The sequence below is a fragment of the Mucilaginibacter sp. genome (assembly GCF_039925265.1).
Classification (GTDB): Bacteria; Bacteroidota; Bacteroidia; order Sphingobacteriales; family Sphingobacteriaceae; genus Mucilaginibacter.
On the sequence record NZ_JBDSZG010000052.1, the window covers coordinates 1 to 5,607 of the forward strand.

5 protein-coding genes are annotated in these 5,607 nt (G+C 45.7%); 4 read left to right on the forward strand and 1 reads right to left on the reverse strand.

Features of this window, described 5'->3' with window-relative positions; translation table 11 throughout:
* Positions 1–276 precede the first annotated feature (276 nt).
* Positions 277–951 (reverse strand): cytochrome b/b6 domain-containing protein, encoded by a 675-nt coding sequence (locus tag ABIX36_RS23390; RefSeq protein ID WP_348084587.1) that lies wholly within the window; start codon positions 949–951, stop codon positions 277–279.
* A 248-nt stretch (positions 952–1,199) separates the two neighbouring features.
* Here ABIX36_RS23390 and ABIX36_RS23395 point away from each other — a divergent pair, with 248 nt between their 5' ends.
* The 4 genes from ABIX36_RS23395 (at position 1,200) to ABIX36_RS23410 (ending at position 5,542) form a co-directional block, all read left to right on the forward strand.
* A complete protein-coding gene (locus tag ABIX36_RS23395) occupies positions 1,200–1,433 on the forward strand; it encodes a hypothetical protein (protein WP_348084588.1) in 234 nt (77 codons plus the stop codon).
* Between the two features lie 307 nt (positions 1,434–1,740).
* Positions 1,741–2,928, forward strand: coding sequence for a Gfo/Idh/MocA family oxidoreductase (locus ABIX36_RS23400; RefSeq protein WP_348084589.1), 1,188 nt, complete (start codon positions 1,741–1,743; stop codon positions 2,926–2,928).
* Between the two features lie 220 nt (positions 2,929–3,148).
* Positions 3,149–4,006: a sugar phosphate isomerase/epimerase gene (locus ABIX36_RS23405; RefSeq protein ID WP_348084590.1), complete on the forward strand. Its 858-nt coding sequence runs from the start codon at positions 3,149–3,151 to the stop codon at positions 4,004–4,006.
* A 129-nt stretch (positions 4,007–4,135) separates the two neighbouring features.
* Positions 4,136–5,542 (forward strand): IS1182 family transposase, encoded by a 1,407-nt coding sequence (locus tag ABIX36_RS23410; protein ID WP_348084591.1) that lies wholly within the window; start codon positions 4,136–4,138, stop codon positions 5,540–5,542.
* The last annotated feature ends 65 nt before the right edge of the window (positions 5,543–5,607 follow it).

Consider the following 5,607-nt stretch of genomic DNA (forward strand, 5'->3'; position numbering starts at 1 on the left):
AGTTAAGCCCGCCAGAGCCGATGGTACTGCAGTAAAATGTGGGAGAGTAGGTCGGTGCCAAATCTTAATGCCGAAAGGCCTTAACAAGAACCCCGCGTAGCAATACGTGGGGTTTCTTCGTTTAAAAAACTTTTCTCTCTACTTTGTCATGCTGAGCCGGTCGAACCATTTGCCCTACCTCATGGCGTCCCCGCTTGTGGGTAGATGATGCTTTTAAATGACGGGAAGAAAAGAATTGCTAACCGGATATGCACGGCGGCTACCGGGCATGCGGGCTTAATTGGCTCCGCCTCCGTTTATCATATCAGATATTATTCCTTTTCCCTCTTTTCGTTCGGCGAGGTAAACGCCAGCAATATGCACCAAAATAAAGGCGATAATTAAATACATGCAAAAGCCATGCACCTCTTTTACAAAATGCCTGATGGCTTTGTAAGGTTCCATCGCATCTTCAAGAGCTAAAAACAAACCGGTTACGGCCATCACTATTAACAGGATATAAAACAAGCTGTAAATGGTTTTTACGGTAAGTTCGTGCCGGGCGGCCTGGCGGTTTGCCTTTGTTATTTTGAATTTTTGATACGCGCTCTTCATCTGGCGGATGAATTTTTGGTCGGCCAGTTGGAAAAACTCCAGCAGCAGCCTAAACAACAACAGGGCGGCAAGCGCGTAGCCAAAATAAATATGCACGCCCCATACGCTGTCGCTTAAGGCATGGGCCGCAGAACGGGCCTGTTCATCATTAATATTGGCACCTGCTTTTTGCAGTTCTGTCCTCATCAATGCCGATGTAGTACGATCGTCTGTAATTGTGGAATTGATCAGTACCGTTATAAGCGAGCCGCTGATAACCGCTGCATTAAGCCAGTGCCATAGCCTCAGCGGTGCGGAAAATCGTTTATGCTCATTAAACTGTGTAATGTTTTTACGGGTAGGTTCTATTAATGCCATGTGTTAAATCTATGCATACGGTTTATATATGCTCATTATCATTACATAATAGCCCATACTCTAAAATGTTTGCTGCGGAGGTATATTGATGCCACATCCCGGTGCCGGCGCGCGTGCCGCGGTGTTTAATTCGTAGGCGCATGGGTAGTTGTCTGCTGAGATTACTATGTTTCAATTGTTTTTTGAGGCTTATTTCAACATTATCAGAACCAAAAGCAACCCGCGGTGTTTAATTATAAAAAAACGCCATGAAAAATCCATTCAAAAAAGAAGATAACAGCAACATATTAATAGCCGGCTTAGCGCTTGGGGCAATTTTTGCCGGGGCTATTACGTACCTGTACATCAAACGCAAGGCTGATATAGATGCCGCAGCTGCCGAATTAAAAGAGCACGCACAGGATTATTTAAAAAATAAGGGAGCTCAACAGAAAAAACACAAATCTGACATAAGCGAATTGGCGGATATTGTGCAACATTAATTTGCTTTCAGCCTGACGTTTATCGCATTTATAGAAACGGCGCTCATTTGGGTGCCGTTCCTATGTAAACCCGATAGCAGCGGATACCGGCCAACGTGCTTAAGGCCTTGTGTGCGTATAAGCGGAAAGCGGGGCGGACCCGCGTTATCTACTACTACAGCACCTTTACAAATTCTGATTCAGAAATTTCATCTGCATATCTGCACATTTGTAATCTGCACATCGCGAAGCATATTTGCACATTTGCATATCTGCACATCTACCCCTATCTTTCCCATCCAATTATTAACCTTTACAAAATACCGTTATGAAAATTGCTATGCTTGGCACGGGCTTTATTGCGCGTTTTTATGCCGATTCGCTGGTGGGGCACCGCCGATCAGATACCCTGCACACCGTTTACGGCCGCAATGCTGATAAAGCCAAACAATTCGCCACCGATTATAAGCTGCCTCACTATAGTACCGATATGGGCGAGGTGATCAGTCACCCGGAAGTGGATGTGGTGGTCATTTCTTTACCAAACGATCTGCACCTGATGGCGGTGGAAGCCTGCGCGGCGGCCGGCAAGCATGTGCTGTGTACAAAACCACTTGGCCGTACGGCTGCCGAAGCCAAACAAATGATGGATGCTGTAGAAGCTGCCGGCGTAATGGGCGGCTACCTCGAGGACCTGTGTTACGGGCCAAAATTCCTGAAATCGCTGGCGAGCGTAAAGGCTGGTGCTTTGGGGCGCATTTTATGGGCCAAAAGCCGCGAGGCACACCCGGGCCCGCATAGTAGCTGGTTTTGGAATAAAGAACAAAGCGGCGGTGGCGCCATTGTAGACCTCGGTTGCCATTGTATAGAAATAGCCCGCAGTTTTATTGGTAAAGATATTCGCCCGGTGGAGGTGATGTGCTGGGCAGCCACACAGGTGCATCCTATAGATGCCGAAGACAACGCCATTGGCATGGTAAGATATGCCAACGGTGCCATAGGGCAATTTGAGGTGAGCTGGTGTTTCCGTGGCGGTATGGACCTGCGCGACGAGGTAATGGGTACCGAAGGAACCATCTGGCTCAACAACTTCCTGCGCACGGGGTTTGATATGTTCAGCACCGGCAAAGGCGGGGGGTATGTTGCCGAAAAAGCCGAAAGCAGCAGCGGCTGGCTCTTCCCTGTAGGTGATGAGGTAAATGAGTTGGGCTACAACCACATGTTTACCGATATGTTCGAGGCCATTGAAGGTAAACGCGCACCCGCCGAAACTTTTTACGATGGCTACGTGGTGAACGCCATTATAGACGCTGCCTACGCGTCCGCCAAAAGCGGCATATGGGAACCTGTGAAAATCGATGATTGGCGCGGCGCTATCGATACCAAAATAGCTACCGAATTTGCCGTATACGATGAGCAATACTATTTAATAAAAGAAGAGATACTGCCCCATGGCGATAAAAAACTGCTGCTAAAAGATAAGGTGACGGGAGAGGTGATTGTGAGAGACTTGTAAGGAAGTTAAAAGTCGAAAGTAAAAAGTAAGATGGGCGGTGCCGGCTTACTTCCCGAAGGGCGTTTCCCTTCGGGCCGGGCTATACGCTGCAACTCCTCATTGCGTCCCCACCGATAGAAGTGGGGGGCTTCACTCCGGGGTTTCCGCTGCTATCCCTAACGCAGGTTAGCAGTTATGCCACCAATGAACTAATGAACAACTGAACCAATGAACCCTTAAGATGAACAGAAGAAACTTTTTATACAGCAGCGGTATGTTGGCGGCAACGTCGGCAATATCGACAAGTGCCGCGCCCCTAACGGGCAGTGCGCACGGCGTTACTCCTGGCATACAACTTTACATGATGCGCGATGATATGACAAAGGATGTAGCCGGCACTTTAAAAAAACTGGGCGCAATGGGCTACCGGCAATTAGAAAGCTATGGCAGCGATAAAGGCATCTTTTGGGGGATGAAGAATACGGAGTTTAAAAAGCTCGCTGCGGGGTACGGTCTTAAACTGGTATCCACGCATCATAACCCTATGTCGCTAACCGAGTTTGAACAAACGGCAGCGCAGGCTGCGGAGATAGGAATGAAGTATTTGGTGTGCCCATGGCTGGGTCCGCAAAAGCACATCGACTTTTTTAAACAAGCGGCCGATGATTTTAACACCCGTGGCGCTATCTGTAAAAAACACGGCTTGCGGTATGCCTATCACCCGCACGATTATCCCTATAAACCTGTAGACGGGCAATTGCCTATCAATGTGCTCCTTGCCAATACAGATAAGGAACTGGTAGATTACCAAATGGACGTTTATTATACCGTTACAGAGGGGCAGGACCCATACGCTTACCTCAAAAACCACAAAGGCCGTTTTAAGCTGATGCACCTGCGGGATGTAATGAAACACCGCCTCCCAAAAGGTAGCGAAGAAGAATCGGCCTGCGATATGGGTGAAGGGATCCTCAATTTCCCCAAACTCATCTCAGCGGCACAGAATAGCGGTGTAAACTATTTTTTTGTAGAGCAAAGCCGCTACTACCATGAAACACCGCTGCAAAGCGCGAGGAAGAACGCGGAGTTTTTAAAGTGAAAAGTTTAAAGTAAAAAGTCAAAAGGGAAAGCACAAAAAAAGCCGCAGGCTAAAAGTGGCCGTTGCACAACGTATTATTTATTTGCCTGATAATTTCGTTAATATGTTGATTTTTAGTATATTAACGTCATGCAAGGCAAAAAACATTATCAAGAGAAGCTATTCACAAACTTTCAGTTGTCCGACCGTGTTCCTGCGGACAATATTTACAGGAGATTGAAGGAGGTATTGGATTTGCAATTTCTATATAGCGCTACGTCAAAGTATTATGGCAAGGATGGCCAGAAAAGTATAGACCCCGTTGTTTTCTTCAAACTACTCCTGGTTGGTTATCTGGAAAACCAGCCGAGCGACAGGCGTATTATCAATATAGCTTCCATGCGCCTTGATATCCTCTTCTTTATCGGGTACGATATTGACGAGGAATTGCCATGGCATTCTACTTTAAGCCGCACCCGCCAGCTTTACGATGAAGAGATATTCACCCAGTTATTCAAACAGGTATTGAAGCAGTGTATAGACAAAGGAATGCTAACCGGTAAAAGGCAAGCTATTGATAGTGTTTTTGTAAAAGCCAATGCATCTTTAGACAGTATTAAAGAAAAGTCGATTATGCAAGATGCAGCGTTTTTTGCAGATGAACTGAAGCAAGCGCAGTCAGAAGAGGAAAATGGAATTAACGAAGATGCAGATCGAACTAATGGGGCTAAGCCCAAAAAGCGAAGCAATGCCAATCGTTCCAGTACTACTGACCCGGATTCAAGGATGTCAGTAAAGCCGGGTAAAGTGATGAAACTAAATTATCTCAGCCAAATTAGCGTCGATACTTCCAGTTATGTTATTACCAGTATCGGGGCTTTCCATGCAGATAAGAAAGACAGCCAGTACCTTGATGATGTGCTTGAAAAAATCGAGACTAACCTTAAAGATTACGGCCTTGCGGTAGAAGAAGTTATCGCTGATGCTAATTATAGCAGTTCATCAGCATTGGAAAGCCTTATATCCAGAGGTATTACGGGTTATATTCCTAATGCCGGCACCTATAAACAAGAACGAAAAGGGTTTACTTATGATGCAGGCAATGACCGTTACGTATGCGGCCAGGGTAACACTTTAAAGTTCATTGGTTACAAGAAACACCATGGTGTCTCAAAATTATACATGAGTAAAAGATCCGATTGCAAAAACTGCCCTATCCGTGAAAACTGCATCGGTAAGTCCAGTTATAAAATGCTAACCAATTCGTTAAACAGCCCATTATTTGATGAAATGCATAAACGAATACGTGGTGAGTATGGAAAGGAGATGATGACAATCAGAAAAAGCACGGTAGAGCCCGTAATTGGTACATTGGTAGAATACCTTGGAATGCAGAAAATCCGTACCATTGGGATCAAACTGGCTAATAAATGTATGATAATGGCAGGAATTGCACACAATCTAAGAAAGTTAATCAAACATCAAGGAGATGGGCTTTGGTGGGCACTTTTAAGCCTATCGGAGCCTTTGAAAGCAGGTGAATTTTACTATTCTTAAAATCGTATACCTAGGCCGTATAGCTCAGTTTATGGTTATCAAAGTCCTCGTTGTGCAACGGCCAC